Origin of the sequence: Synechococcus sp. BMK-MC-1, assembly GCF_014279955.1 — a bacterium.
GTDB lineage: Bacteria > Cyanobacteriota > Cyanobacteriia > PCC-6307 > Cyanobiaceae > Synechococcus_C.
Window position 1 is genome coordinate 344,269 of record NZ_CP047939.1, and the last position, 25,050, is coordinate 369,318.

At 63.4% G+C, this 25,050-nt stretch carries 23 protein-coding genes and 1 tRNA gene; 11 read left to right on the forward strand and 13 right to left on the reverse strand.

Annotated features, from left to right (window positions below; genetic code table 11):
• Nucleotides 1-17 precede the first annotated feature (17 nt).
• Complete coding sequence (locus tag SynBMKMC1_RS01750) at nt 18-1,250, forward strand: MFS transporter (protein WP_186472514.1); 1,233 nt, start codon at nt 18-20, stop codon at nt 1,248-1,250.
• Here the strand turns inward: SynBMKMC1_RS01750 and SynBMKMC1_RS01755 are convergent.
• The 6 genes from SynBMKMC1_RS01755 to SynBMKMC1_RS01780 form a co-directional block, all read right to left on the reverse strand.
• Nucleotides 1,177-2,757, reverse strand: a complete 1,581-nt coding sequence (locus SynBMKMC1_RS01755) for a BCCT family transporter (RefSeq protein ID WP_186472515.1) — start codon at nt 2,755-2,757, stop codon at nt 1,177-1,179. The two genes, SynBMKMC1_RS01750 and SynBMKMC1_RS01755, sit on opposite strands and share 74 nt — an antisense overlap.
• A gap of 35 nt (nt 2,758-2,792) precedes the next feature.
• The gene (locus SynBMKMC1_RS01760; RefSeq protein ID WP_186472516.1) at nt 2,793-3,980 is read right to left on the reverse strand and encodes an FAD-dependent oxidoreductase; all 1,188 of its coding nucleotides are present in this window, start codon (nt 3,978-3,980) and stop codon (nt 2,793-2,795) included.
• Nucleotides 3,977-5,032 (reverse strand): Glu/Leu/Phe/Val dehydrogenase dimerization domain-containing protein, encoded by a 1,056-nt coding sequence (locus SynBMKMC1_RS01765; protein WP_186472517.1) that lies wholly within the window; start codon nt 5,030-5,032, stop codon nt 3,977-3,979. The genes SynBMKMC1_RS01760 and SynBMKMC1_RS01765 overlap by 4 nt, the downstream gene beginning before the upstream one ends.
• Complete coding sequence (locus SynBMKMC1_RS01770; RefSeq protein WP_011932205.1) at nt 5,032-6,069, reverse strand: SAM dependent carboxyl methyltransferase; 1,038 nt, start codon at nt 6,067-6,069, stop codon at nt 5,032-5,034. Before SynBMKMC1_RS01770 ends, SynBMKMC1_RS01765 begins: the two co-directional genes overlap by 1 nt.
• 76 nt (nt 6,070-6,145) lie before the next feature.
• A complete protein-coding gene (gene rdgB / locus SynBMKMC1_RS01775) occupies nt 6,146-6,739 on the reverse strand; it encodes an RdgB/HAM1 family non-canonical purine NTP pyrophosphatase (protein WP_011932206.1) in 594 nt (197 codons plus the stop codon).
• On the reverse strand, nt 6,736-8,199 hold the full coding sequence (locus SynBMKMC1_RS01780; protein WP_186472518.1) for a phosphoglucomutase/phosphomannomutase family protein: 1,464 nt from the start codon (nt 8,197-8,199) through the stop codon (nt 6,736-6,738). The genes rdgB and SynBMKMC1_RS01780 overlap by 4 nt, the downstream gene beginning before the upstream one ends.
• A gap of 52 nt (nt 8,200-8,251) precedes the next feature.
• Between SynBMKMC1_RS01780 and SynBMKMC1_RS01785 the strand changes: the two genes are divergently transcribed.
• Complete coding sequence (locus SynBMKMC1_RS01785; protein WP_186472519.1) at nt 8,252-9,730, forward strand: TM0106 family RecB-like putative nuclease; 1,479 nt, start codon at nt 8,252-8,254, stop codon at nt 9,728-9,730.
• Here the strand turns inward: SynBMKMC1_RS01785 and SynBMKMC1_RS01790 are convergent.
• Both SynBMKMC1_RS01790 and pyrE read right to left on the reverse strand, forming a co-directional pair.
• Nucleotides 9,727-10,599: a folate-binding protein YgfZ gene (locus tag SynBMKMC1_RS01790; protein ID WP_186472520.1), complete on the reverse strand. Its 873-nt coding sequence runs from the start codon at nt 10,597-10,599 to the stop codon at nt 9,727-9,729. The two genes, SynBMKMC1_RS01785 and SynBMKMC1_RS01790, sit on opposite strands and share 4 nt — an antisense overlap.
• Nucleotides 10,596-11,177: an orotate phosphoribosyltransferase gene (gene pyrE, locus SynBMKMC1_RS01795; protein ID WP_186472521.1), complete on the reverse strand. Its 582-nt coding sequence runs from the start codon at nt 11,175-11,177 to the stop codon at nt 10,596-10,598. The genes SynBMKMC1_RS01790 and pyrE overlap by 4 nt, the downstream gene beginning before the upstream one ends.
• A gap of 58 nt (nt 11,178-11,235) precedes the next feature.
• On the opposite strand from pyrE, the gene SynBMKMC1_RS01800 reads away from it, so the two are divergent.
• From SynBMKMC1_RS01800 to SynBMKMC1_RS01815, 4 genes are all read left to right on the forward strand, one after another.
• Nucleotides 11,236-11,757: a hypothetical protein gene (locus tag SynBMKMC1_RS01800; RefSeq protein ID WP_370593926.1), complete on the forward strand. Its 522-nt coding sequence runs from the start codon at nt 11,236-11,238 to the stop codon at nt 11,755-11,757.
• 12 nt (nt 11,758-11,769) lie between these two features.
• A tRNA-Ile gene (locus tag SynBMKMC1_RS01805) sits at nt 11,770-11,842 on the forward strand.
• A gap of 13 nt (nt 11,843-11,855) precedes the next feature.
• Nucleotides 11,856-13,163, forward strand: coding sequence for a hemolysin family protein (locus SynBMKMC1_RS01810; RefSeq protein WP_186472523.1), 1,308 nt, complete (start codon nt 11,856-11,858; stop codon nt 13,161-13,163).
• Nucleotides 13,164-13,223: 60 nt separating this feature from the next.
• On the forward strand, nt 13,224-14,228 hold the full coding sequence (locus tag SynBMKMC1_RS01815) for a Gfo/Idh/MocA family protein (protein WP_011932213.1): 1,005 nt from the start codon (nt 13,224-13,226) through the stop codon (nt 14,226-14,228).
• Nucleotides 14,229-14,253: 25 nt separating this feature from the next.
• Here SynBMKMC1_RS01815 and SynBMKMC1_RS01820 read toward each other — a convergent pair whose 3' ends face one another.
• Nucleotides 14,254-17,442, reverse strand: coding sequence for a glycoside hydrolase family 15 protein (locus tag SynBMKMC1_RS01820; protein ID WP_186472524.1), 3,189 nt, complete (start codon nt 17,440-17,442; stop codon nt 14,254-14,256).
• Nucleotides 17,443-17,491: 49 nt separating this feature from the next.
• Here SynBMKMC1_RS01820 and SynBMKMC1_RS01825 point away from each other — a divergent pair, with 49 nt between their 5' ends.
• Nucleotides 17,492-18,238 (forward strand): WecB/TagA/CpsF family glycosyltransferase, encoded by a 747-nt coding sequence (locus SynBMKMC1_RS01825; RefSeq protein ID WP_186472525.1) that lies wholly within the window; start codon nt 17,492-17,494, stop codon nt 18,236-18,238.
• A 5-nt stretch (nt 18,239-18,243) separates the two neighbouring features.
• On the opposite strand, the gene SynBMKMC1_RS01830 is transcribed toward SynBMKMC1_RS01825, so the two are convergent.
• Both SynBMKMC1_RS01830 and tgt read right to left on the reverse strand, forming a co-directional pair.
• Complete coding sequence (locus SynBMKMC1_RS01830; protein ID WP_006042358.1) at nt 18,244-18,387, reverse strand: photosystem II reaction center protein K; 144 nt, start codon at nt 18,385-18,387, stop codon at nt 18,244-18,246.
• A 31-nt stretch (nt 18,388-18,418) separates the two neighbouring features.
• Entirely contained in the window at nt 18,419-19,537 is a 1,119-nt protein-coding gene (gene tgt / locus SynBMKMC1_RS01835) for a tRNA guanosine(34) transglycosylase Tgt (RefSeq protein ID WP_186472526.1), read from the reverse strand.
• 63 nt (nt 19,538-19,600) lie between these two features.
• Here tgt and SynBMKMC1_RS01840 point away from each other — a divergent pair, with 63 nt between their 5' ends.
• Nucleotides 19,601-20,380: an adenosylcobinamide-GDP ribazoletransferase gene (locus SynBMKMC1_RS01840; protein ID WP_186473277.1), complete on the forward strand. Its 780-nt coding sequence runs from the start codon at nt 19,601-19,603 to the stop codon at nt 20,378-20,380.
• Here SynBMKMC1_RS01840 and SynBMKMC1_RS01845 read toward each other — a convergent pair.
• Nucleotides 20,328-21,473 (reverse strand): sensor histidine kinase KdpD, encoded by a 1,146-nt coding sequence (locus SynBMKMC1_RS01845; RefSeq protein ID WP_186472527.1) that lies wholly within the window; start codon nt 21,471-21,473, stop codon nt 20,328-20,330. The two genes, SynBMKMC1_RS01840 and SynBMKMC1_RS01845, sit on opposite strands and share 53 nt — an antisense overlap.
• A 383-nt stretch (nt 21,474-21,856) precedes the next feature.
• Here SynBMKMC1_RS01845 and SynBMKMC1_RS01850 point away from each other — a divergent pair, with 383 nt between their 5' ends.
• Nucleotides 21,857-22,225, forward strand: coding sequence for a DUF3155 domain-containing protein (locus tag SynBMKMC1_RS01850; protein ID WP_011932219.1), 369 nt, complete (start codon nt 21,857-21,859; stop codon nt 22,223-22,225).
• Nucleotides 22,226-22,234: 9 nt separating this feature from the next.
• Here the strand turns inward: SynBMKMC1_RS01850 and SynBMKMC1_RS01855 are convergent, their stop codons facing one another.
• Nucleotides 22,235-22,858, reverse strand: a complete 624-nt coding sequence (locus tag SynBMKMC1_RS01855) for an alpha/beta hydrolase (RefSeq protein ID WP_186472528.1) — start codon at nt 22,856-22,858, stop codon at nt 22,235-22,237.
• A 59-nt stretch (nt 22,859-22,917) separates the two neighbouring features.
• Here SynBMKMC1_RS01855 and purH point away from each other — a divergent pair, with 59 nt between their 5' ends.
• Nucleotides 22,918-24,504 (forward strand): bifunctional phosphoribosylaminoimidazolecarboxamide formyltransferase/IMP cyclohydrolase, encoded by a 1,587-nt coding sequence (gene purH, locus SynBMKMC1_RS01860; protein ID WP_186472529.1) that lies wholly within the window; start codon nt 22,918-22,920, stop codon nt 24,502-24,504.
• Between the two features lie 73 nt (nt 24,505-24,577).
• Entirely contained in the window at nt 24,578-25,039 is a 462-nt protein-coding gene (locus tag SynBMKMC1_RS01865; RefSeq protein WP_011932222.1) for a DUF4079 domain-containing protein, read from the forward strand.
• Nucleotides 25,040-25,050: the final 11 nt, after the last annotated feature.

Consider the following 25,050-nt stretch of genomic DNA (forward strand, 5'->3'; position numbering starts at 1 on the left):
GTTGTTGCACGCTTGCTGTGCGTGATCGCCTGCTTTGGCTGTTCAGCCTTCTCTTTGTTCTCTGGCTGGTCTGGGTGGAGACCGGCTTTCAGTACTACGAAAGGGCGCTCGGTACGGATTTGCTTGTTCGGCCAGCGGGTCTGGCCCTGATTGCAGGCAGCTTCCTGGTGCCCTACGGGCTTGTGCAGGTTCCCGTGGGGCGACTGATCGATCGCGGCCGGGTTGAGCTCTGGCTGCTTCTGGCTGCGTTGGTCGCTGCGAGTTGCAGCGTGGTGTTTGCCCGCAGTGAAACCCTCATGGGGTTGTTGCTCTCCCGGATCGGCACGGGGATGGCGTGTGCCGTTGCATTCCCGGCTTCGGCGGTTCTGGCGCGGCGCACCCTGCCGACCCATCGCTTTGCGTTGGCGATGGGATGCACCGATGCTCTGGTGGGTTTGGGGGCTGCGCTCGCTGCGCTGGTTCCCCTGCTTCTGGGTCGCTCAGCCTGGCGGGGTTTGGTGCTGCTCCAGGGCCTTTCGCTGCTGCTGGTGGTGGCCTTGCCGGTGTTGCTCCTGGGTGTGTGCAGCAACGGGCGGGCCCGGGTGGAATCGCTGCCGATCAGCGCGTCTGTGGTGAACGTGCCGCGCTGGAGCCGGGGGGGCGTGCTGCGACTGATTCAGTGCTGCCTGCTGTATGCCTGGGGGCTGGGATTTGTGTTCGGGATGGCCCAGTACGGCCTTCTCTCCACCCTGAAGGGATGGTCCAGCCCCTTGATGGAAGGACTCACCCTCACCATGTCCATCGGTTTGATGGTGGGCATGGTCGGCAGTGGGGCGCTGGGTGGTCGGCCCCAGCGACGGGGCCGTGTGCTGCTGCTGGGAACCCTCCTCACGCTGTTGTCCCTGCTTCTTCTGCTGGCATCCTGGATTCCCCAACCGCTGTTGCAGCTGCCGGCGCTCACCTTCGGCATCGGCATGGGTTCGGCCGTTTTGGCCTTCCCGATTGCGGAGGCCTCGGCTCCTGCCGGACAGACGGCGATGACCGTTTCGATCGTCAATACCTGCGGAACCCTGATGGGCGGAGTGATGACCGTGGTGTCAGGCTTGATCCTGCAGGCTTCGCCAAGCGGTGATCTCTCGCTGGTGCTGGTGATCTATGGCGCACTCGCCCTGTTCGGGGTCGCGATGGCGGGCTGGATCAGCTTGAACCCGGAGCCTGTTGACGCTGCTGCCATTCCTTCCAGGCCAGACGCGGTGCCGTCCAGAGAGTGATCAGCACCAGGGGGGTGACCGGAACGGCTGAAATCACAATGAAGGCCTGCAGAGCATTGATCGATGTGCTGTCTCCCAGGCTGGTTCCGATGCGCAGCAACACCAGGGTGAGGCTGCCAATCATCAGGGCCCAGAACAGACGCAGAAGGGCGGGTGGCTTGCGCTGGGCACTCACCACCATGGCAGCCGCGTAGCTCATCGAGTCGGCGCTGGTGGCCATGAACAGCACCACCAGAATCAGACCAACAGGAATCAGCAGCCAGGGGAGTGGGAGCTGGCCAAGGATGGCGAGCAGAGCGCCTGCTTCGCCACTGGCAGCCAGAGGGCCACTGATGGCTCCTGGATTGCTCAGCTCCAGTTGCATGCCAGTGCCCCCCAGCAGGGTGAACCAAAGATTGGTGACGATTGGGCAGAGGATCGCCACGGCGAGCACCAGTTCGCGCAGGGTTCGGCCCCGGCTCACCCCTGCGGTGAACAGCCCCATCAAGGGGGCGTATCCAAGAAACCAGCCCCAGTAGAACACCGTCCAGGCATTGACCCAGTGATCGGGCCCACGGTTGGGAGCCAGGGCCATCGGCACCAAGTTGCTCACGTAGAGCGTGAAGGAACTGGCGAAGTGTTGAATCAGCCAAACACCGGGCCCCAGCAGAAGCAAGGCCGCGGCGAGGCCAAGCGTCAGCCAAACGTTCACTTCCGACAGCCATTTGATGCCCCGTTGAATGCCGCTCACCGTGGACGTGGCGAACACGGCGGTGAGCAGGACCACCACCAACGACTGCAGGCCTGCGCTGTCGCTGAGGCCAGGCAGCATGCCGGCGGCGTTGCTCAGCTGCAGTGACAGGAAGCCGAGGGGGCCCACCGTGCCAGCAATGGCTGCCACCACAGACAGTCCGTCGGCCAAGTCCCCAAGCGGGCCTTCGACCCATCGATGGGGAAGCAGTCCCACCAGAAGAGTGCGAGGCCGCAGGGGTTCTCCGCGCTGCTCCTGGATCGACAGGGTGATTGTGACCGTGGTGGCCACCAGTGCCCAAGCCAGGAATCCCCAGTGCAGGAAGCTCACGGCCAACGAGGGATCGACAGCTGCCGCTGTGGAGCCTTTGACAACGCTGAAATAGGGCGCGGGCGTGCGGAAGTGGAACAGGGGTTCGGCCGCTGACCAGAACACACCGCCACCCGCCAGCAGCGTGCAGATCAGCACGGCGCACCAGTCAAAGAATTTCAGGCTTGGCTTGGCATCGACGCCTCCCAAGCGCAGGCGTCCCACGGGACTGATCGCCATCACCACGGCAATTACGAACAGCAACAGCACCATCCACTGCCACAAGCCGCCCAGGGATCCACTGACGATGGCTTTGCCGGAGCTGGTGAATTGCTGGGCGAGTGTGAGGTCAACGGCCGCCAGCACCAGGAAGGCCAGCAGAGGACCTGCGCCGATCCAGAGGGGAGGACGACGCCACCAGGGCCCTGCCGAAACAGGACCGTCGCCGAGGTTGGTTGGATCGCTCACGAAAACGCCTTAACGAAGAACTGACGGGTCGCGCTTCAGGCGCGCACGGCCTCACGTTGATGACTCCAGCAGGAGAGATCCACGGCCGGTGACTCTCCGCAGGCCAGTCGGGCGAGGGAATCGCCAACGAGAGGAGCGAATTTGAACGCCTGGCCCGAGCCTCCTGCAAACAGGCTGAGCTTTGGCGTGAGGCGATCGAGAACGAAGTTCACATCGCTCGTCATGGAGTAGGGGCTCATCACCGTCTCCACCCGCTCCTGCACTCCGTTGAGTTCGTTGAACAGGAAGGTGTCGAGAAGTTCGAGCAGTCGCGCCGGGGCTTCACTGCACATGGCATTCGGTTCAGCAACCCGCAGCTCCTTGGGAGCCCAGTCGATACCGGCCTTGATGCGCGGCCGTCCATCCGCCGTGTGGCTGAGGACAGGGAATCCGTAGTACAGGCCGCCATCGTCGCCGCGTTCCCGTTGGAAGCAGAACCATTGCGGATAGCGATCTGCCAAGGCGGGGTCAACGGTGTAATGCGCCCACAACATCGGCCAGATCTCGAGCTTTGGAGACAGACCCAGCGGGGCCAGCAACAGATCGCTCCAGATGCCGCAAGCCACCACCACCTGATCGGCAGCGATGTGATGACCGTCAGCCAGGGTCACGCCGCCGCCGTCGGCATCAATTCCTTTCACTGGAGTGCCCTCCAGAAGGCGATGACCCGCCAGTTCCGCCGTGCGCCGCCAGTGGGCGATCACCTTGTCACTGCGGACTGCTCCTGCGGTGGGTTCGAATAAACCTGTGAAGTCGGCCTTGGGTTTGAGGGGAAAACGTTCGGCGATCTCCTTTGCGCTCAGAGCCTCGTAGGGAATGTTCTGTTCATCCATCACCCGCCGGGCACCGGGAATGGACCCTTCGATGGTTTCTTCGTCCCAACTTTCGCCGTAGAACAACAACCCGTGGGTTTCCCTCAGGGGCTCTCCGGCGTGCTGCTCTTCCTGCCGCCAGAGGCGATTGGCCTCCTGGGCCAGTCGGCAGAGCACCGGGTCGGAATACATCTCCCGGAACATCCGGGTTTCACCGAAGCTGCTGGCCCGTGCATGGGCCAGCGTCTTCGCTTCCAACAGCACGACATCACGCACTCCCCGTCGGCCGAGAGCTGCTGCACAGCTCAGGCCAGCCATGCCGCCACCGACGATCACGACCTCGGCCTTGACAGGCATTGGTGATTGGCTCATGCAGCGTCTCCGAAACTGAGGCCGATGGGATCATGCTCCCGTTCTGCGGCCACTTCCACCAGAGCATCACCCACCGACAGCCCCTGGTCACGCTGATTGAGATAGTTGGTTGCGCGTTGACGCACTTCCTGGCGAACGAAGGCGTATACATCGTTGGCACCAGCACCTTCCCAGGCATCCGGTGAAAAGCGTTCGATCGAATCGGCAATCACGGCACCGGCATTCACCAGTGGGTCGGGCAGCACGCGGATGTTGCGGCGGCGTAGATCGTCAGCAAGTTGGGGCTGCTGGAAGGGGGCATTGGCCGCTGGTACCACCGCAGCAATCTTCAATGCGGAGGCCATCTCCGCATTGATCAGCCCGGAAATGGAGCAGGGGATCAGGAGATCCACCTTGATCTCCCACCAAGGACAGTCGCTGGGCAGGGGGGTGGCTCCAGGAAAACTCGCGCGTGATCGGTCGAGATCGGCCGTGAATACGGTCCAACCGTGCTCGACCAGCACGCGAGCCACAGTGCCTCCCACGGCGCCGCAGCCATGCACAAGAGCACGGCCAGGTGTGGCCTGACTGAGTTCGGCTTCGAGGACAGCTTCAACGGCGCCCAACGTGCCGTGGGCCGTAGCGGCACTGGCATCCACTGGGCTTCCGACAGCAGCCAGCACATGGGGGGTAAGCGCCGTCAGGCGCTCCATGTCTTCCAGGCTGGTGTTCAGATCACAGCCGGTGATCATGGTGCCATCGAGGGATTCGAGCAGGCCAGCCGTGACCTGGATCAGCTCGTCCTTCACCGCCGCTGGTTCAGCAGCGCGCGCCACGATCTTGCCTCCGGCGAACCCCGTTCCATAGAGGTCATGCTTGTGCGTCATCAGCCCTGCCAGGCGTTCTCCGTCGGCGATGCACGCTGCGTCGCTTGGATAGTTGAGCAATCGCAGACCGCCATTGGCGGGGCGGGCGGAGTCGGTGTTCTCCGCGACGACAAACACCGAGAGATGATCTGAGACGTGCTCAGCCAGCACCGACACGGTCGGCTTGGGACGGGTGATCGTTGTCATCAGGCCACTTTCTCCATCATTTGGTGGTGTTCGACGTAATCGAGGCTCCACTCGCTCGGTGCATCGGCAATGCGTTGCTGGAGGCGCTCATAAACGAGGTCAGCGGCCTTGTCACCGGCGGCACTGGCGAAGCTATGGCGACTCCAGCTGCGGATTGTGGCCATCAGGCCTGCCGCAAAGGTGGCCGTATCGCCATCCTCGTTCCAGCGCCTGCGGTATGGGCACTTCACGTACACCGTGCGTTCATCCACCAGACGCAGGCCGTTGCGGTAAGGCGCTGATGATTCGTCCTTCAGCGGCGCCATGAATTCATCGGGGGACTTGTAGAAGTTCAGCACCGTGCCGTTGCGGTACTGCTCCTCACTGATCACCCCTTCGTCGGCCAATTCACGCCAGATCTGATGCAACTGGTCGTGCACATTGCGTGTCTCGCCGCCGTTGTGTCCGAGATAGCGGCCTTCATGGTCCCGTGACAGGTTCACGGTCAGCAGCCGGCCACCCACGATCAGCTCGCGGCTGCGCAGTTCCAGCACATAGGTCCAGTCCTTGAGGGCCTGGGCCGTGAAGCGCTGCAGCGCATCGGCGTCTCCCGAGGCCAACACGTGGGTATGGGTATTGAGCGGTCCGGGTGACTCGCTCAGCCAGTGCATGGCTGTTGCGGAGAAGCCGAAACTAATGGTGTTGGGGCCGACGGAGGGCTCGTAAAAACTCCGGGCACTCACCAGAACGGTGGGCTTGGGGTCCCTGGGAATCTGCAGCGCCAGATTTTCGGCCAGGGCCACGTTGTCGTTGCTTGGCAGATCGTTGCCGATCAACGTGAGGTGAGCCTGCGGCTGCTTGGCATGCAGGCGATCGAGGATCTGGCTCCAGAGCCCTACGGCTGTCCCTCCATCGGCTGCTCCGTAATCGATCAGCACGTGGCTGTCAGATACAGGAAGTTGATCCACACAAGTCAGGGCCCAGTCCGAGGCGGCTTCAATGCAGAGGAGAGCGCCTTCGGTCTGCGCGCTGTAACCCGTGGTCATGGCAATGGCCATAGACCTCGTCAGCGACAGCGTTCACGGTACAGGAGTCGTCTGTCAGGACTTCGTGACATAGGTCACCACGGTGGTCTCAGGCCTCCATGAGCAGTTGCCGGAGCTTGGGTTCCAGCAGGGCAAAGGCCCGCCCCCGATGACCCTGCGCTTTCTTTTCTGGCGTGGTCATCTCGGCGAAGGTGCGTGCGGTGCCATCCACTTCGAAGATCGGGTCGTAGCCGAAACCACCCTCGCCTCGGGGGCTGCGCGTGATCTGGCCAGCGCAGCGACCCTCCACTTCCAGCAACACGCGACCACCAGGAGCGGCCAGACACAAGGCCGCGCTGAAATGGGCACTGCGGTCGTCGCGATCCTTCAGGGCCTCGAGCAGTCGGCTGATCCGTTCCGGGTCGGTTGGGGCATAGCGGGCGGACTGCACCCCCGGGGCTCCGTTGAGAGCATCAACGCTCAGGCCTGAGTCGTCGGCAAGAGCCCAGGACGCGGTGGCGTCAGCGACGGCCACGGCTTTCAAACGGGCATTGGCAGCGAAGGTCTGCCCCGTTTCCTCCACGTCCAGACCGTCCGGCTGGGCTGTGATCTGCAGAGGAAGACCGGTCAGTAGGTGTTCGAACTCACGAATCTTGCCGAGATTGCCACTGGCGATCACCAGGGTGCGCAGGGACGGGCTCATGCGGCCTCCGCGAAGCTGCGGGCCCAGGCGAGCACCTCAGCCACCCGCTCAGCATCCGGCGCCTCGCAGTAGAGGCGCAACAGCGGTTCGGTTCCTGAGAACCGCAGCATCAGCCAATGGCTTGGACCGAGTCGCAGCTTCACCCCATCGGTGGTGATCACCTCTTGAACGGCCACACCGGCCACGGTCTGCGGTGGCTGCTCCCCGAGCAGGGCCTCGAGGCGGCGGCGCGCATCCATGTCGGGCAGGCGCAGGTCGAGGCGGTCGTAATGGCAGGCCCCCCCGCAGCGATTGCGCAAGGCTTCGAGCCGTTTGCCCAGAGGCTTGCCGCCATCCACAAGAGCCTCGAGCACCAACATCGCAGCGAACAGGGCGTCCCGCTCTGGCAGGTGCATGCCGAAGCCCACGCCGCCGGATTCCTCGCCGCCGATCAAGACCTCTCCGCTCAGCATCTCAGCGGCGATGTACTTGAAGCCCACGGGCAGTTCAAGCACGGTTCGACCAAGATCCTCGGCAACGAGGCGCATCAGATCAGAGCCACTCACGGTCTTCACGACCGTGCCCGGCAGCGCTCTCGACCCTGCTAGATGGTCGATCAGCAGAGGCATTAACTGCTGAGTACTGCAGAAACAACCGGTCTCATCAACCGCTGCGATCCTGTCGCCATCGCCATCGAACACCAGCCCGACGGCCGGCTGTCCCGCTTGCGTGGAGGTCTGTACCGCGGCGATCAGTTGCTCGAGATGGGGGGCCAGGGGTTCCGGCGGGCATCCCCCGAAGAGGGGATCACGGCTGCTGCGGATTTCGGTGACGATCCCTTCCGCCTCAGGACCCAGGAGGTCTTGCACACAGCCGGCGGCGGAACCGTGCATCGGATCCACGATCACCTTCAGGCCCATGGATCTCAGCCCCTGGGTGATGGCGCTCAGATTGAGCTTGTTGCGCAGGCCCTGGAGATGCTCGCCCCGCGCATCAAACCGGGGAAGGTCGCCAGCGACAGGAATGGAGAGTCCGCCGGCAGCCAGTCGTTGTTCCACCGCAGCCGTGAAGTCACCCTCCACGGAGCCGCCAAAGGGCCCTTTGATCTTCAAACCCAACCACTCCGGTGGGTTGTGACTGGCGGTGATCACGAGGGCGCCGAGGGCCTGGCGCTGCACCACAGCCCAGCTGCAGGCGGGCGTGGGCACCGGCGTGCTGGTGAGCCATGGATCCAACCCAGCCCCGCGCACCGCCGCGGCGATCGCTTCGGCTAGCTCAGGGGCCAGAAAGCGTCGGTCGTAACCGATCACCACCGTGCGGCTCTTGAGACCTTCAGGCGCTTGGTAAGCCAGTTCCTGAGCTGCTGCAGCCGCCACCGGAAGCAGTCGTTCTACGGTGATGTCCACCCCAAGAATTCCGCGCCACCCATCGGTTCCAAAACGGATGGGTGCTGCCGATAGGGGAAGAGGAGCCGACGCCATAGGAAGCCTGCAATGCACTGGATCTAGCAGCTGGCCGCCGTAACGTCGGCCCATGGGTGACACCCGCTCTGCTGACAAGCCGCTCACGGATCGTCTGCTGCGCAGCTGGACGCGCTGCCGCCGACGGGCCTGGCTGGATCGCCATGGAAACGACCAGCTGAGGCTTTACACGGCCCATCGGACGCTTCAGCTTGATGATCAGCAGCGCAGTTTTGTGGCGCTCCTGGCCAGGAAGCCTGGCCATGGACTGCAGGCCTGCGAACAGGGAGAGGAGGGTGTGGTGGGCTTGCGGCTGCGCTCCACCACCCGCGAGGGGCTGGCGGTGGAGGCTCACCCTGCGCTTCTCCAGCGTCGCGCGGGCTCCAGTCGTTGGGGTGACTTTGTTTACCGGCCTGTGCTGGCCCGGCAGGGGCGACGGCTGACGCGTGAACACAGGCTGCAGCTGGCCCTGGCCGGGCGCCTGCTCGAACAGCTCCAGCAAGCCCCTGTTCGCGACGGCCTGGCTTTGGCTGGATCCGGTCGGCGCCTCGAGCGCGAAACAGTGCCGCTCGGCGGTGCACTTCAGCGTCAACTCGATGAGTCGCTCACCAAGCTGGCGGCGGATCTGAAGCGCCCCAACCCGCCGGCTCTGGCGGCGGACCGACGCAAGTGCACGTTGTGCTCATGGCGTGGTGTATGCAACGCCGACGCCGCCCGTGAAGGCCATCTCAGCGAAGTGAGCGGCATTGGTGCCAAGCGCAGAGACATGCTGATCGAGATCGGCATCGATGGCTTGGCCGCTCTGGCTGATGCCGATCCAGAGCGGCTGGCGCAGCAGCTCGAGCGCTTCGGTGAACAGCACGGTGCTGTGGCGGCACCTCTGGTGGCGCAGGCACGGGCCCAGCGCGATGGATGTGCGGAGCTCCTGGCTGCACCACCGGCCCTGCCGGAACTGGCTGAAGCACCTGGGGTGTTGTTGTACGACATCGAATCCGATCCCGATGCCCGCGACGATTTCCTGCATGGATTCGTGCGTTTGCCCAGAGGATTGGAGGGCCGCTGGGATCTCTCCCGCGCCACCTATCACCCTCTTCTGGCCCTGCAGGAGCATGGAGAGGGGGCTTGTTGGACCCGTCTCCAACGGATGTTGCGGCAGTACCCCGATTGGCCCGTGCTCCATTACGGAGAAACGGAATCCCTGGCCCTGCGCCGCATGGCCCAGCGTCAGGGGGTGGGGGATGCGGATCTGGCGGCGTTGCGACGTCGGCTGGTGGACGTGCATGAGCGACTCCGTCGTCATTGGCGTCTGCCGCTGAACAGCTATGGGCTCAAAACCGTGGCGGACTGGCTCGGCTTCCGCTGGGGACAGACGGGGGTGGATGGTGCCCGGGCACTGCTGTGGTGGCGGCAGTGGCGGGGCACCGGGCCGGGAGGCCGGGGCCACGTGCAGGCGTTGCGCTGGATTTTTGCTTACAACCGGGATGACGGCCTGGCGACCTGGGCGGTGGCCGCCTGGTTATTGGCGCAAGACGAAACGCTCGGAAAGGGTTAACGCCCGCTGGGTGGATCTTGAAAGGCTCCTGGGCGCTTCACAGTCACCGTTAGTGGATGGGGCCTGGAGTCCGTGGGTTCGCTCTGCAGGGTTGTGGCCTCGAGCGCTTGGCGGCGGATCAGCGCTAAGCCAAGCCGAGGTTCAGTCCCGTTGGGATCCGCAACGCTGGTGATGCGTCCGGCCCGTTCCCCGTTCAGAGCCAGCGCATCGCCAGGTTGGAGGTCTGCGGCCCCTGGATCTGCGCATTGCCAGCATCGCAACTGCTGCTTCACCGCACCGCGCGAGCCCAGTTTGGCCAGGGTCTCCTGGCCCAGGTAACAGCCCTTGTCGAGGTTCACCCACCCCGCCAGGCCCAGTTCAAAGGGATTGGTGTCGCCCGTGATCTCTTCGGCCCCGAGGGGCCAGCCCTGCTGAAGCCGCCAGCGCTCCAGATCGGCGGCTGTGCACGCTTGCGTTTGATTCCATGGCGCAGGAACGATGGCGTCGTCATCGAGCCACAGCACGGTCTCCACGCCTGGTGCCTGGTCGCTGCTCAAGTGCTGCAGGCGCCTTTGTTGTCGCGGTGCACCAAGCCGGACGCGGTCTGCTGGGAAGATCACCCGATCCAGGCCTTGGGCCAGCTGGTCAGCGTCACCGTTGAGCACCAGCACATCGGCGCCCTGGTCGTCGAGGCGTAGTTCCAGCAGGGCCTGCAACCGGCCCGTGGCATTGAGCCAGCACGCTTGAATGATTGGCCCTGAGGGTGCGCCTTCCACCTTGGCGCTCGTCTGGCCGTTCAAGAATCCTGCGCAGCCCGAGCCTTCCAGTCGGACGACAGCAAAGTGCTCGTCCCAGAGAAGGGCTTGGGGTTTCGATCCGTCCACCGTCACGCCGACAGCTCCTGCGCGCGGGTTGCCACGTCACTCAGTTTGAACAGGCTGACCAGCTCGAGATCGGCCGCGGCCATGGCGGCGCTGCCCCCTTCCTCGCGGTCCACAATCGTGACCACCCGCTTCACGGTGTACCCCGCTTCACGGAGCTGCTGCACCGCTTTGATCGATGAGCCACCGGTGGTCACGACGTCTTCCAGCACTGTGACCCGGGCTCCTGGCTGGGGGAGGGGCCCCTCGAGCCAGGCGCCAGTGCCATGGCCCTTGGCCTGTTTGCGCACGATCAGGGCATCGAGTGCCCGGCCCTGGTGCGCGGCTGCCATGGCCACACCGCTCACGAGAGGGTCAGCACCAAGGGTGAGACCACCCACCGCCACCGCCTCGGCCTCCACGAGCGCGAGCATCGCCGGACTCAGCAGGGCCAGGCCGGTTCCGCTGAGGGCGACCGGCTTGCAATTCACGTAATGGTCGCTGCTGCGGCCCGAGGCCAGGGTGAAGCGTCCAAGCCGATAGGCCTCCCGCGCCAGGCGGTCGAGAAGAACATCGCGATCCATGGATGGGTCGGAACGATCGGTCATGGGGGCTGGTGCGTGGCGAATCCTCTGCCTAGTTTGCGCGCAGTGGTGGTTTCGTTCCGTGGCCTGGCATCGCCTCAGCCCGTTGCTTCTGTTCTTGCCCTTGGCTCTGTGCCCCCAAGGACTGGCCAAGCCGATGGTCTGCACCACCACCCTGGAGGCACCTGCACAGGTGTCGGCTTTGGCTGAGGGTGTCGCCCAGCCGGTGGAGGTGACCCGATGTGCCCCGGTGGAAACCACCGAGGCTTTGGTGGAGCGTCGCTTCTACACCTGGACGTCGTCCTATGCCCGAGGGGTCGACCTTCTGCACCAGGTGACTGATCTGTTTGGTATCGCGCTGGCTGGGCCCGATGGTCAGCGCTTGATGGGTCTGGGATTCCCCGACCAAACCATCATCTGGGACGGATCCGCTCTTCAGAACACCACCCGGGTTCTGCTCGAAGAGCAGAGCGCACCCATTCCCTGGCGCACGGTTGATTTATCCAATGGATTCGGCAGCAGCCTGGCGGAGGAGATGCCGCAGCCCGAGCCCGTGGTGCAGCCATCGCCCGACCCCTTTCCCGCTGTTCGTGCTTTGTGGTAAGACCTCGGTTGCGGGGGTCTAGCAATCTGGTGAATGCAGCGAACTCATAATTCGCCTAAGGCGAGTTCGATCCTCGCGACCCCCATCCCCTCTCCCGAATGCGCCCACTCCTGCTGATCGCGCTGCTGGTTCTGCCGGCTCTGTTTTCAGCCGCCGAGGTGGCCCTGCTGAGGCTCAGACCCAGTCAGGTGCAGGAGTTCAACGAGCAAGGCCGGCCTGGCGCCCAGGCGTTGCTGAGGTTGCAGCGGCGTTTCCCGACAGCGCTGCTCATGACCCAGTTCGGGACGTCGCTCTCGCTCGTGGCGCTCGGCTGGACGGGCCGCGGCTTTGGTCAGCGCTGGTGGCCGTTGGACATGGCCTCCGGTCGTTGGTGGGATCTGGCCTGGTTCCTGGTGCTGGTGGTGCTGGCCACCCTGATTGCCGGGCTGTTGCCGCGGGCCTGGGTGTTGAGTGGCCCCGAGCGCGCGGCGCTGCAGCTGGGGCCGGTGCTGGAGGGTGCCATCCGGGCACTCCAGCCCCTGCTCGCGGTCCTCAATGCTCTGGCTGCTGTTCTTCTGCGCGTCGCCGGCCTCAGCCAACGCTGGGGTGCCACCGTCTCGGTTCTGTCGGCCAGTGAGCTGGAGACCCTGATCGAAAGCGGTGGCGTGACCGGTCTGAAGCCCGATGAACGCAACATCCTCGAGGGTGTGTTCGCGTTGCGCGACACCCAGGTGCGCGAGGTGATGGTGCCCCGCTCCGGGATGGTGACCCTGCCGGTTGAGGTGCGCTTCGCTGGGTTGATGGAGGCGGTGCATCGCACCCGCCATGCCCGTTTTCCGGTGATCGGGCAATCGCTTGACGACGTGCGTGGTGTGCTCGATCTCAGGCGCCTGGCCGAACCGATCGCCCGGGGGGAACTGAAGGAAGACTCGTCGCTCGAGCCTTACCTGATGCCTGCTGAGACCGTTCTGGAAACCAGCAACCTTGCGGATCTCCTGGCGATCATCCGTTCAGGACATCCCCTGCTTCTGGTGGTGGATGAACACGGCGGGACTGAGGGGCTGGTCACCGCTGCCGATCTCAACGGCGAAATCGTCGGTGATGAGCCTGCCGAGGAGAGTGATGAGCCTGATCTTCAGGCGGTGGAAGGCCAGCCGGGAGCCTGGCTCGTTGCGGGTGATCTGGAGATCTTCGAGCTGAACCGCCAGCTCGGGTTGGATCTGCCAGAGGCCAGCGACCATCACACCCTGGCCGGTTTCCTGCTGGAAAAACTGCAGCACATCCCCTCCCCAGGAGAAGCGCTTCGCCATGACGGTGTTCAGTTCGAGATCTTCGCCATGGCGGGACCTCGCATCGTGAGGGTGCGTCTGGTGCTGCCCGATCAGGAGGTCTCAACCCAGGACTCGTCCAAGCCAGAAGAGCCTTAGTCCGTTTCGCTAACCGCCGCGTCGATCACCGATAATCAGCGCGTTCGCGCAGGCCCGCTGATGACCGACACCATGGTTCCGGTGAAGGTCGGCGTGATTGGCATCGGCAACATGGGCTGGCACCATGCCCGCGTTCTCAGCCTGCTGAAAGACGCTGATCTGATTGGTGTGGCCGATCCGGATTCCGCCCGAGGCGCTCTGGCCAAAGAGCAGTTCGGATGTCGCTGGTTCGCTGATTACCGCGACATGCTCGCGGAGGTTGAGGCCGTTTGTATTGCTGTTCCGACCCTGCTCCACCACCCCGTTGGTCTGGCTTGCCTGGAAGCCGGTGTGCACGTCTTGATTGAAAAGCCCATCGCGGCAAGCCAGGAGGAGGCCGCTGCCCTGATTGATGCCGCCAGCAGAGGCGGCCGCTTGCTTCAGGTCGGCCACATCGAGCGCTTCAACCCCGCCTTCAGGGAGCTCACCAAAGTGGTGGCCAACGAGGAGGTTGTGGTGCTCGAAGCCCGTCGTCACAGCCCCCATGCCGACCGCGCCAACGATGTGTCGGTGGTTCTGGATCTGATGATTCATGATCTCGATCTTGTGCTTGAGCTCGCCGGCTCATCGGTGGTGCATCTGGCTGCGGCCGGTGGCCGCAGTTCGTCGGGCCCGATCGATTACGTGAATGCCACGCTCGGGTTTGAGAATGGTGTGGTGGCCAGTCTCACGGCCAGCAAGATGAGTCATCGCAAGATCAGAAGTCTCAGCGCTCACTGCCGCTCGAGCCTGGTGGAGACAGACTTTCTCAATCACAACCTGCACATCCACCGCCGCGCCCATGAGTGGTATTCGGCTGATCACGGAGAACTGCTCTACAGAAACGACGGATTCATTGAGGAGGTGAGCACCACGTCGATTGAGCCCCTCTACGCCGAGCTCGAGCACTTCCTGCAGTGTGTGCGAGGCCAGGAGACCCCAGCGGTGGATGGGCAGCAGGCCTCTAGGGCGTTGCGGTTGGCGGATCTGATTGAGCAGGCGGTGGAACAACCTGGTGTTGGCATTCCGCTCGAGGCGCCGATCTGAGTCGGCGCTCCCGTCCTTCTGTGATTCAGTTCAGAGTGTCTCGATCGGCGAGCTGACGCAGAGCCGCGATCTGCCAGTGACGGCAGAGGGCAGGGGATGACCGGTAGAACTGATCCCACGCACTGGCTTTGTGCTGGGCGTAATCGGCCTCCTTCAGGTCAGGATGCGTGGCATGCCAGCCCACGCGAACGGCATGGCCGATCACCACATCCAGAGCGATGTCGTCCTCAATCTGGATCTGGGGGTTGGCGGTGGCAAAAGCCATCAGTGAGAGCAGGCTTTCCGTGCACAGTTGCCGGTATTCGGGTGCGGTGATGCGGCTGAGGAGATGTTCAACCTGGATCGCAAAGTTGCGCTCACCGGGGGTTTTCTCCAGCAGGAGGGCGCTGGTCAGGCGATTGCGGCGTTCGAGTTTGTCGCCAATCACCAGTCCCCGACAGTGGTGCAGAAGCGACCAGATGCCTGCGTAGAACTCCTTGGGCACCTGCTGGAGTGAGCCAAGACGGATGCGATGTTGGAGCCAGTCGCTGCCACCGGGACCGGTTTCAAGCGGTTCGGGCACCGTCCATTGCACCTGCCCGCGCACGTGCAGCAACTCCCTTCGCTGCAAGGCGTCGCGGGCATGATCGACATCCGCCAGCACCGTGCGCAGCCGTTGGCCAAGGCGGTGCGGCGGCTCGTCACACACGGCCTCAAAGGCTTCGTCCTGGCTTAGTTGTCGTTCAGCAGCAAGCTCAGACGTGAGCAAAAGCATCAACTGTCCGAGCTGGAAGGTCAGAGAACCGCGGATCATGTCGGGTTCGCGCCTGGCGATCCCGTCGAGGGCCAGCAGGAGTTCCTGCTGCAGCATCCACTCGCGACCATCACTGCCGCAGGTTTGCTCGATCAGAGCTGCAATCGCCTGGCTGGACACGGGGGTGCTCAGTCGTGAGGCCTTGGTGTAATTGCGTCCAACCACCACCTGCTTCTGCCGGCTGAGCAGGTCGATCAGGGCGTCGTCCAGCTGCGGGTGAATGAGTCCCATGGCGCCGGCGCAGCGACGGGCCACGTTCCAGTCCTCCTGCTGCAACCCGCGTCGGTAGATCTCCTCCAGCAGCGTTTTGATTTCTACCGGAGCCCCGTTAGGGCCGCTCAGGATCGCCGAGCTTCCCAGCTTGCGCGTGAGCAGTTCCAGCACTTCGGCCTGCTCGCGCAGGGAGTTGCTCGACCAGAGACGCCGTCGCAGCTCCTCCAACGATGTGTCGTCCAGCTCCTGTTCCTGAGCAGCGGTGAGATCACTCAGATCGGTCGAAGCCTTGAGCAGTTGCCTGGCATTGGCCGTGGGGGGCAGTTCAGAGGTCGCCGGTGCGTGATGAGGCAGTTCATGCCACTGGGCTCGGGCTGCCAGCGTTTCCAGGGTTGCGAACTCCACATGCACGTCTTCCACGCAACCACTGCAAAGACGCTCTGTGAGGGCGAGCAGATGGGTGTCTCCTCGCTCCAGCAAGGAGGCCTGCACTGGAATCAAGAGCAGGGGTGAACCAGGTCCTTGCCAGTGCCTCTGCAGCAGATGCAGCTCGTTCACCACGCTGTCCACCAGATGTCTGGGGTCGTGGCTGAGATAAAACGTTCCCTCTTCAAGAACGGCGGGAAGAAAGGCCAACTGCCGTTCACCCAACCGATAGAGCCTGGCACTGGCGGCAGTCTCAGGCCTTAAAGGTGGACAACCGCTCAGGCCAAGCGCCTCGTCAACGCCGACGGCGCTCAGGTGTTGACGCAGGGCATCGGAGCTCAGGATTTCGATCCCTGCAGTGTCTAAATCGCTAACGGGAAGCCCGAGCTCCCTCAGGCGCGAGGCCACGCTGGGGTCGTCGGGCGCCAAGCAGACCAGGACTGACTGCGCGCCTAGAACAGACGGCAGACGCCGGCCACAGGGATCGAGGTCTGCGGCCTCGATCAGCCCGTCCATCAGCATCTCCCCGAGCCAGGCCAGGCTCTGGGTCCAGAGCAGGGGGACATTGTCATTGGCGACGCGTTTCTGGCTCCCGGGGCGCTGGCGTTCGCGCTCCACGGCGTCTGCAGGAACGAGGTAGAGCTCTGGGTAGAGCATCTGGCCGTTGCGTTCCACCCGAACGGCTTCCAGGCGATGGCGCCACTGTCTGGCGTCGTCCCAGCGCTCTTCAAAACAGGCGGTGATCAATTCATAAGCCAGGAACAGGGGCCATTCCGATTCCACTCCCTCAAATGTGGCGAGCTCATCGCATTCGTAGTGCAGGCGCGTGATGTCTTCCACCACGGTTTGGTGGCCATCGCGCCTGAAGCGCTTGTATCCGTAGAGGCCGCCCAGTTCCCGGCGGATGCGTCTGGCGGTGCGTTCAACAAGCTCAGGATCCTCGATCGCCCAGGCGGGATAGCCGATCACCGACAAACAGGCGCTGTCCACCTCTTTGCTGGCGGATTCACGTGGGAGAAGCCCCTGCAGTGCTCGCCTTAAACGCACCACGGCTCCGGGAGGGATCAGCACGGTCACGCTGCCATCGCCATGGGCGGCGAAGAGATCCACACCGTCGAGAGCCTCCAGGGCAGCCTTGGCCATGCCGATCGAGCTGGCATTGCGTTCCGGCAGTCCATGGTTGCCTTTGTCTCCCCTCTCCCAGATGCCGTAGTCCGGGGTCTGGTAAGCCCGGGCGACGTAGTACACCAGGTTCTGAATGAAGGCCGCCTCATGGCGGTTGTGGATCACAGCCAGACCGCTGCGACTGAGCTGGGCCAGTTGAAGCAGAAACAGTGATGTGGCATCGAGCTGGAGGTGCCCCCATCCGTCGTCAGGCACCACCGGTTCCCCAGTCCGGCTGTTGTACTTGGCATGGAGCGCGTCCAGTGGATCCAGGCTGTGCTTGAAGCGTTCGACCTTCTCCGACTGACGCAGCATGGCGCTGAGCAGTCCGCGCATGAGGTCGACCACCCGCTGCTCCAGTTCCCAGCTGCGTTGGCATGGGCCGAGGAGTTTGCGGTGGGCAATGGCCAAGCCCCAAACGCACTGAATCGAGTACACGCAGTCGCGAACCCAGGCATCGCCGTAGTTGCCGTGAACGGTATGGGCCGTGCTCGCCGGAAGCAGTCCGCTTAGCGGATTTTGCCGCTGCAAGACCACGGCTTCGATGGCGATGTTGAGTTGCTGCAACTGGTCCAGCTTCTCCTGGTCATTGCTGGCAACCGGATGGGACAGAACCATGGCCTCGCGTTCGACCGGACCTAGATTCTCCCTCGCAGCGGTTTCGGAGATGGAAACAATCAGTACTGGCCCGCGCGATCGTCGTCGCTGCCACGTTCTTGGGGTTCCTGTTGACGCTTGCCGCGATGTGGTGGCTTCTGCAATCGGCTTGCATGGTGACGGCGGAGGTCAGATCGTGACGCTCAATGCCGAAATGACGATGCGGGCGCGTCAGGACGTGGATCTTGGTGCCGTGATTGCCCACGCAGATCTCGTGGTTCCGGATGGAGCAGGTGTGGTGTGGGCTCTCGGTCGCCAGGGGGTCAGGGTGAGGCGCAGTCCTGGTATCGAGCTGGCCTGGTCTCTGCTGCGTTACGCCGAGGCCCACAACTGGTCTGTCGCCCTGGTGGGTGGTTCACCCGAGGTGATGGCGCGCCTGAAAACCAAACTGGCCCACAGCCATCCCAAGCTGCGGTTGCAGATGGCAGAGCACGGGTTTCAAGCGCCGGAGGCTTGGCCGGCTTTGGAGGCCCGATTACGCAGTCTTCGGGCTGATCTTGTGCTGGTCGCTCTGGGTGTGCCCCGTCAAGAACTCTGGGCGCAGAGCATGCGCCACTCCCTCCCCGGCGTGTGGATGGGCGTCGGCGGCAGTTTCGATGTCTGGTCCGGTGTCAAGCAGCGAGCACCGGAATGGACCAGTCGACTGAAACTGGAGTGGCTTTTCAGGCTGCTCCAGGACCCGTCACGCTGGCGGCGTTATCTGGTGCTGCCTCAATTCGCTTGGGCGGTGCTCCGAGCGGGCGCAAGGCGGCGTTAAGGCGTTCAGCGGAAGCCGACGGAGGCTTGCCAGACGAAGGCCAGAAGCAGGAAAAACACTGGGATGATCGGCAGGATGTCGATCAGTGGGCCGAATGCCTGATAGGCCTCGGGAAGTTGGGCCAGCAGGTCAAGGGAGAAGGCAGCCATCCCGGCGAACAGTTCGGTCAGTGAGCGGACGCTACCACGTGTGATGGGCGGGTGAGTCGTCGTCCCAGGGACGGAAATCCTCTGCAAAACAGCCTTCGCGAATGGCGCGTTCCATCGCACTGGTGAAGCGGATCAGATGGGTGAGGTTGTGCAGGCTCAGCAGAGTCAATCCGAGCAACTCTTCACTGCGGATCAGATGGTGCAGATAGGCCCGGGTGTGCTGCTTGCAGGCGATGCACGGGCATGTGGGGTCAAGCGGTGTGTGGTCATGCCGGAAGCGGGCGTTGCGCAGGTTCCAGCGCTCCCCGGCCACCATCGCCGTGCCGTGCCGCCCCAGACGGGTGGGGAGCACGCAGTCGAACAGATCGATTCCGTTGGCGACAGCAACAGCCATTTCCCGGAGTGTGCCGATGCCCATGAGGTAGCGGGGACGATCCTCCGGCAGGAGAGGCGTGACCTGCCGAACGATGCGGTGCATCTCCTCCACCGGCTCTCCCACGCTGACGCCGCCAATGGCGATGCCCGGGAGGTTGAAGCCGGCGACGGCTTTCGCGCTGGCTTCGCGTAGGTGAGGGAAGCACCCCCCTTGCACGATCCCGAACAGGGCCTGGTCGGTGCGGGTGTGGGCGGTGACGCAGCGCTCGAGCCAGGCATGGGTGCGCCGACTGGCTTCCTCCACATCATTCTCAGTGGCGGGGTAAGGGGGGCATTGGTCAAAGGCCATGGCCACATCCGCACCCAGCGCCATCTGAATCTCCATCGACCGTTCCGGCGTCAGCAGGATGCGGCTGCCGTCCCTCGGATTGCGGAAATCAACGCCGTGGTCATCGATGCGATTGAGGTCCCCCAGGCTGAACACCTGAAATCCCCCTGAATCGGTGAGCATCGGGCCCTGCCAGCCCATGAACCGATGGAGCCCACCGGCGGCCTCCACGACGGCTTCACCGGGTTGGAGGTGCAGGTGGTAAGTGTTCGAGAGCACCATCTGTGCTCCGGTGGTCGCGAGTTGATCGGCCGTGACCCCCTTCACGGTGGCCAGCGTTCCCACGGGCATGAAGCGCGGTGTGGTCACCGGCCCATGGGGAGTCTGAAAACAACCGCAGCGGGCAGCGGTGTGCCGGCATGTTGCGTTGATCTGGAAGTCGAACACCCGCATCTCCGCCCAGGTCTTGACCCTACGGTGAGGTGAGGTCGCCGATGCTGCCCTCTGAGGATCGCTGCTCTGCCCTGGCTTCGGGATCTTGCCGGTGCCTGGATTTTCTACTCCGTCCTGCCTGCCTGGCCCTGGCCTTCACCACGGTTCGAGCGCATTGCCCGCTTTGCTCCTTGGATCGGTCTGGTGATCGGTGGCCTTCAGGCGTTGCTTTGGCTTCTGCTCAGTGCCATGAACTGGTCGGTTGAGAGTTGTTCTCTCTTGGCGATGGCTCTGGGGGCCTGGCTCTCAGGTGGATTGCATCTCGACGGCTTGATGGACACGGCTGATGGTCTGGCTGCTGGGCAAGAACGATGTCTTGAAGCCATGGACGACAGTCGGGTCGGAGCCAGTGGAGTGCAGGCTTTGCTGCTGGTGCTGCTGCTGCAGGCAGGGGCGTTGATCAGGCTTGGCCCATGGGCGCCGCTGGCGCTGGTGATGGCTGCGGTGATCGGCAGGGTTGCTCCTCTGAGCGCGATGGCACGGTTTCCTTATCTCCGCCAAGGGGGGACGGCGGGGTTTCATCGCCGGCATTGGCATGGCGCGCAGGAGTGGGTTCCATCTGTTGCTCTGCTCCTACTGCTCCTGATCGGCGCGGCCTTGATGGGGGGCGGTTTGGCTCCATCCGTGTCCCTTGTGCTGGTGGTGGGCCTGGGAGCGGCTTGGCTGATCGTGGGGTGTCTGGGGAGGCGCCTCGGTGGTCATACCGGCGACACCTACGGGGCCTGTTTGGTGTGGGGGGAAACCGTCACGCTGGTGGGTTCAGCGCTGGTGTTTCCGGCGGTGTTGGGGGCAGGCTGAGCAGAAAGGCATTGCCCTGATTCGGCAGGCTGTGATCAAGGTCTGCAGGTGTCCGCAAGAGTTCGAGCTGCCCTCCCCGTTGCCGGGCCAACGTTTGAGCCAGGGCGAGACCGAGGCCTGAACCTGCGCGCTCGCTGCTGCTGCTGCCGCGAACCCCTTTCAAAAAAATCTGTTCTCGTTCGCTGTCGGGAATGGGAGGCCCTGCATCCCACACGCACACTCCGTGATCGTGCAGGTACAGGCCTAGGTCACAGCCATTGGGGCTGTAGCGGAAGGCATTCTCCAGCAGGTTGGCCACGATCTCCGCCGTCACCGCGTCGGCGGCAGGACGCGGTGTCTGTGTCCAGCGCGGCCATTGCTGCGGTGCTCGCCACAGCCGTCCCTGCAGGGTGGCCGTCGCAGCGGCGCGATCAATCAGAGGGCGCAACAGATCGGCGATCGTGAGATCGGGGGCATCGGCAGGCACCGGTGGCAGCAGCAGTGGGGTGGCGTTCTCCGGCTCAAGCCGCAGCTCCTCCCTGCCGATCCTGTCGAGAGAGGTCACATAACGATCGAGCTCAACCTGTTCCCGGATCAGGTTCTCCACCAGTGGCCGCTGCTGGTCATCGGGACCGAGGCGCCGGAGCAGCAGCTGGGCGTAGGTTCTCAGGGCTGTCAGCGGATTACGGAGTTGGTGCACCATCACCGACAACTGCTGACGCTGGGCATCCAGTTGACCGTTCAGGCGGTTTTGCTCAAGTTCCAGTCCGCGAATGCAGGCGAGGGTTTCGGCGCAGGTTTGCAGGCGGCGGTTGTGGGCAGCGGCTTGCCCTCCGTCCTCACTCTGTTCAGCTCGCAGCACCCCAAGGAGCAGGGAGCGATAGCGCAGGGGGTACCAACGTCGTTCCGGCGCTGAACTGCGCAGGCTTGGGTCCTGGGCGATTGAATCGGGAAGGGCCACTCCCTCGGGCGACTGGGCGACGAGGGTGAGGCTGGGTGTGCTCCCTTCCTGGCGCTCTGTGAGGTACAGAGCAAGACGATCGGCGGCTCCGTCGGCGCTGAGGGCGTTTAGATGTTGCTGTGCCAGCGCCAGAAACTGATCAGAGAGATGCATCAGCTGGGCGGTCTTCGAAAACTGTCAAAGAGGCGACAGACGCCCGAGGCTTGCCAATTCAGCAAAAAGTCTTAAGATCAGATGAACGACCAAAACCCGACCTCGTGGAGGTCAGGGAGTGTCGATTGCTGGATCAAGGTTGCGCTTTGCGCGCTACCAAGGTTACAGCAGAGGTTGATGAATCTCCTGTTGTCGTCAGCAGCCCTGTTGGCGAATTCAACGGTGCGTGTCCAATCACGAAGGCGGTTTTGCCGGTTACTGCGTGGTTCGGGGCGCTGATTTCTGGATGCTTGCGATAAGCGTCCTGCGGTACGCGCTGAATTACGGCTCTTCCCGCCTGTCCACTGTTCTCTCTTCTATCCCTCTTCGGGGAATTCAACATCATGTCCAAGAAGCGCAAGCGGATCAGCCGTCGCCGTCTCGCCGGCCAACGGGTTCTTGCCCATGTGCCCACGTTTCATCTGGAAACCGGCGAGCACAAGCCCGTCACCGCTGCCCGGCGCTTCATTGCCGAGGGTGGTCTGGTGCCTCCTGCCCTCCTGAATGTGCGGCGCAACGAGCACACCACGGATCGCTTCTTCTGGGGAGAAAAGGGTCTGTTCAGCGCTCAGTACGCCGAAGAAAACCACTTCCTGTTCCCATCCCTGCGTCTGATTGTCGACAAGATCGGCGAAGAGGTGATCTTCGAGGGTCTCGAGCTTGCCTCCGACGATTGGGAGGAAATGGAGGAATACGAATACGCCTTCGTTTGAGTCTCCTGCCTAGAAGTCTTGGCTGATTGGGCTCAGCCAGGACCGCAAGGCCTCAAGCATCAGCGGAACAGTGTCGTTGGGAATGGTGTGCCCGCCATCGAACGTGTGCAGGCGACAGGATTCGCTGTCTCCACCCAGCTGTTCAGCGAGTCTTCGCTGCGCTTCGACGGGGACAATGTCATCATCACGGCCGTGCAGGAGCATGACTGGCGGCCGTGATTCTTGTGGTCGCCAATGGGGATGGGGATAGGCACTGCAGGCGATGATTCCCGCCAACGGCAGCTGGCATCCCACGTTCAAGGCCATGGCGCCACCCTGGGAAAACCCCAGAAGGACTGTTTTTGAAAGCGGAATCTGACGTTGATCAAGCGCTTCGATGCGCTGTTTGAGTTCATGGACTGCTTGGGCAGCGTCGGCCCATTGCTCCGGGAACAATCCGTACCACTGGCGCCCAGAGCCTGCGGGGTGAAGCTCCGGCGCGTTCAAGGCCATGCACTCGATGGCCAAACCCGATGCTTGGCTCAGACACTCGCCTAACGGCATCAGATCACGGGCATCGGCCCCCCAGCCATGCAGAAGCACCAGGCGCGTCCGAGCTGGTTCCTGGCCGCGCTGAATCAGGAGGTCGTCCATGGGGATCGAGACCGACTGCTGCGTAGGTTGGCGGATGGTATTCCCTGCGTCCTGTTGCCATGGCCCCCACAGCGCTGCTGAGTGTGTCTGACAAGAGTGGTCTGTTGCCCTTAGCCAAGACCCTGCACGAGCGTTACGGGTATCAACTTCTTTCCAGCGGCGGCACAGCCAAGGTGCTGCAAGAGGCCGGTCTGCCGGTCACCCCTGTGGCTGATCACACCGGTGCCCCGGAGATTTTGGGTGGTCGTGTGAAGACGCTCCATCCCCGGATCCATGGCGGAATCCTGGCCCGTCGCGGAGATCCTGCGCATGAAGCGGATCTGCAGGCCCATCAGATCACGCCCATTGATGTGGTGGTGGTCAATCTCTATCCCTTTCGCGAGACCGTCTCCGATCCCGCTGTGAGCTGGGAGCGGGCGATTGAGAACATCGATATCGGAGGCCCCACCATGGTGCGCTCCGCTGCCAAAAACCATGACCACGTGGCTGTGCTGACCGATCCGGATCAGTACGACCGCTTTCTCCAAGACCTGGCTGCATCGGGGGGGGCCGTAAGTGCCGCGGTTCGGCGGCGGCTTGCCTTGGACGCCTTCGCGCACACAGCGGCGTACGACGCCGCAATCACGCGCTGGATGCAGAACCGGCCTGAGTTGCAGCCAGCGGATGACGGATCGGCATCCTCACTGCCCTGGCTGGAGGCCTTGCCTTTGCGTCAGCGACTGCGCTACGGCGAGAACCCCCATCAAGGGGCGGCTTGGTACAGCGCACCCAAGGTTGGCTGGGGAGGCGCCATTCAGTTGCAGGGGAAGGAACTGAGCACCAACAATCTCCTCGATCTCGAAGCAGCCCTGGCCACCGTGCGGGAGTTCGGCTACGGCGAGGGTGGGAGCCATCCCGCTCAGCGGCCGGCAGCTGTTGTGGTGAAGCACACCAATCCCTGCGGTGTGGCGGTCGCCGATGGCCACGCGGCCGCTCTCACCCGGGCGCTGGATGGTGATCGGGTCAGTGCGTTCGGGGGGATCGTGGCGGTGAATGGTCGTGTGGATGCGCCCGCAGCCCGTGAACTCACCAGTTTGTTCCTGGAGTGCGTGGTGGCGCCTGAATATGCCCCCGAAGCCAGGGAGATTCTGGCGTCCAAAGGCAATCTCAGGCTTTTGGAACTCCCACCCTCGGCCATCGATGCTGCCGGCCATGACCACGTGCGCAGCATTCTGGGTGGCCTGCTGGTGCAGGACCTTGATGACCAACCGGTCGCGGCGGACGGGTGGACCGTGGCCAGCGAGCGGGCCCCCAGTCAGGCAGAGCGTGATGACCTGTGCTTCGCCTGGCAGTTGGTCCGTCATGTCCGTTCCAATGCCATTGTCGTGGCCAGAAACGGTCAGAGCCTCGGCATTGGTGCGGGGCAGATGAACCGGGTTGGCTCGGCCAGGATCGCTCTTGAGGCGTCAGGGGATGGCGCCCGTGGTGCCGTCCTCGCCAGTGATGGCTTCTTCCCCTTTGATGACACGGTGCGTTTGGCGGCGCAGCACGGCATCACGGCTGTGATTCATCCAGGCGGTAGCAAGCGCGATCAGGACTCCATCAAGGCCTGCAATGAACTGGGGCTCGCCATGCTGCTCACAGGGCAGCGTCATTTCCTGCACTAAGGAAGCGCGTCTGTATCGCTGCTGAAGACCACGGAGTCCTAGCCTCGCGCCAACTTCAATGCGATCACTTCTGATGACGCTTGCCGCGCTGCCCTTCGCCCTGAGTTTCGTTCACCCACTGATGATGTGGGTGTTGCTTCTGGCGTCTGCCTATGCGATGTATCTGGGGATCAAGGCCAAGAAAACGCGCACTGGAACGCCCGAGGAGCGCAAGACCCTGATCCCTGGGAAGTTCGCTCAGCGTCATTTCCGTTGGGGCGGACTGCTGCTTGGTCTGATCGTTCTGGGCAGCATCGGTGGCATGGCCGTGACCTATCTGAACAACGGCAAGTTGTTCGTTGGTCCTCACCTGCTGGCCGGACTCGCCATGACGGCCATGATCGCGGTCGCCGCATCCCTGTCACCCTTCATGCAGCAAGGCAATGTGATCGCCCGCAAAGCCCATGTCGGCCTCAACATGGGGATGATGACCCTCTTCCTGTGGCAGGCGGTCAGCGGCATGGAAATCGTCAACAAGATCTGGTCGAGCCGCTGAAGCCGCGCCGG